Source organism: Thalassotalea ganghwensis (genome assembly GCF_053485795.1).
The window spans coordinates 1-1,572 of the sequence record NZ_JBQRUM010000048.1 but is presented as its reverse complement, the minus strand read 5'-3'; the positions used below and the strand labels follow the sequence as shown (position 1 = coordinate 1,572).

1 rRNA gene is annotated in these 1,572 nt (G+C 52.2%); it reads left to right on the top strand.

Features of this window, described 5'->3' with window-relative positions:
* Positions 1 to 18: 18 nt before the first annotated feature.
* Positions 19 to 1,559: ribosomal RNA gene (locus tag ACSLUH_RS19360) — 16S ribosomal RNA — on the top strand.
* Positions 1,560 to 1,572: the final 13 nt, after the last annotated feature.

Genomic DNA, 1,572 nt, shown 5'->3' with positions numbered 1-1,572 from the left:
ATTTCTCACAAACGATTTTAATTGAAGAGTTTGATCATGGCTCAGATTGAACGCTGGCGGCAGGCTTAACACATGCAAGTCGAGCGGAAACGAGAATAGCTTGCTATTCGGCGTCGAGCGGCGGACGGGTGAGTAATGCTTGGGAACATGCCTTTAGGTGGGGGACAACAGTTGGAAACGACTGCTAATACCGCATAACGTCTACGGACCAAAGTGGGGGACCTTCGGGCCTCATGCCTATAGATTGGCCCAAGTGAGATTAGCTAGTAGGTAAGGTAAAGGCTTACCTAGGCGACGATCTCTAGCTGGTTTGAGAGGATGATCAGCCACACTGGGACTGAGACACGGCCCAGACTCCTACGGGAGGCAGCAGTGGGGAATATTGCACAATGGGCGAAAGCCTGATGCAGCCATGCCGCGTGTGTGAAGAAGGCCTTCGGGTTGTAAAGCACTTTCAGTCGTGAGGAAAGGGTGTAAGTTAATACCTTGCATCTGTGACGTTAGCGACAGAAGAAGCACCGGCTAACTCCGTGCCAGCAGCCGCGGTAATACGGAGGGTGCGAGCGTTAATCGGAATTACTGGGCGTAAAGCGTGCGTAGGCGGTTTCTTAAGCGAGATGTGAAATCCCGGGGCTTAACCTCGGAACTGCATTTCGAACTGGGTGACTAGAGTACTGTAGAGGGTGGTGGAATTTCCAGTGTAGCGGTGAAATGCGTAGAGATTGGAAGGAACATCAGTGGCGAAGGCGGCCACCTGGACAGATACTGACGCTGAGGCACGAAAGCGTGGGGAGCAAACAGGATTAGATACCCTGGTAGTCCACGCCGTAAACGATGTCAACTAGCTGTCTGTGTTCTTGAAACGTGGGTAGCGTAGCTAACGCGCTAAGTTGACCGCCTGGGGAGTACGGCCGCAAGGTTAAAACTCAAATGAATTGACGGGGGCCCGCACAAGCGGTGGAGCATGTGGTTTAATTCGATGCAACGCGAAGAACCTTACCATCCCTTGACATCCAGAGAATTTTCTAGAGATAGATTAGTGCCTTCGGGAACTCTGAGACAGGTGCTGCATGGCTGTCGTCAGCTCGTGTTGTGAAATGTTGGGTTAAGTCCCGCAACGAGCGCAACCCCTATCCTTATTTGCCAGCGAGTAGTGTCGGGAACTCTAAGGAGACTGCCGGTGATAAACCGGAGGAAGGTGGGGACGACGTCAAGTCATCATGGCCCTTACGGGATGGGCTACACACGTGCTACAATGGCGTATACAGAGGGCTGCAATACCGCGAGGTGGAGCGAATCCCATAAAGTACGTCGTAGTCCGGATTGGAGTCTGCAACTCGACTCCATGAAGTCGGAATCGCTAGTAATCGTGAATCAGAATGTCACGGTGAATACGTTCCCGGGCCTTGTACACACCGCCCGTCACACCATGGGAGTGGGTTGCAAAAGAAGTGGCTAGTTTAACCTTCGGGAGGACGGTCACCACTTTGTGATTCATGACTGGGGTGAAGTCGTAACAAGGTAACCCTAGGGGAACCTGGGGTTGGATCACCTCCTTATCTTGAATGTAAA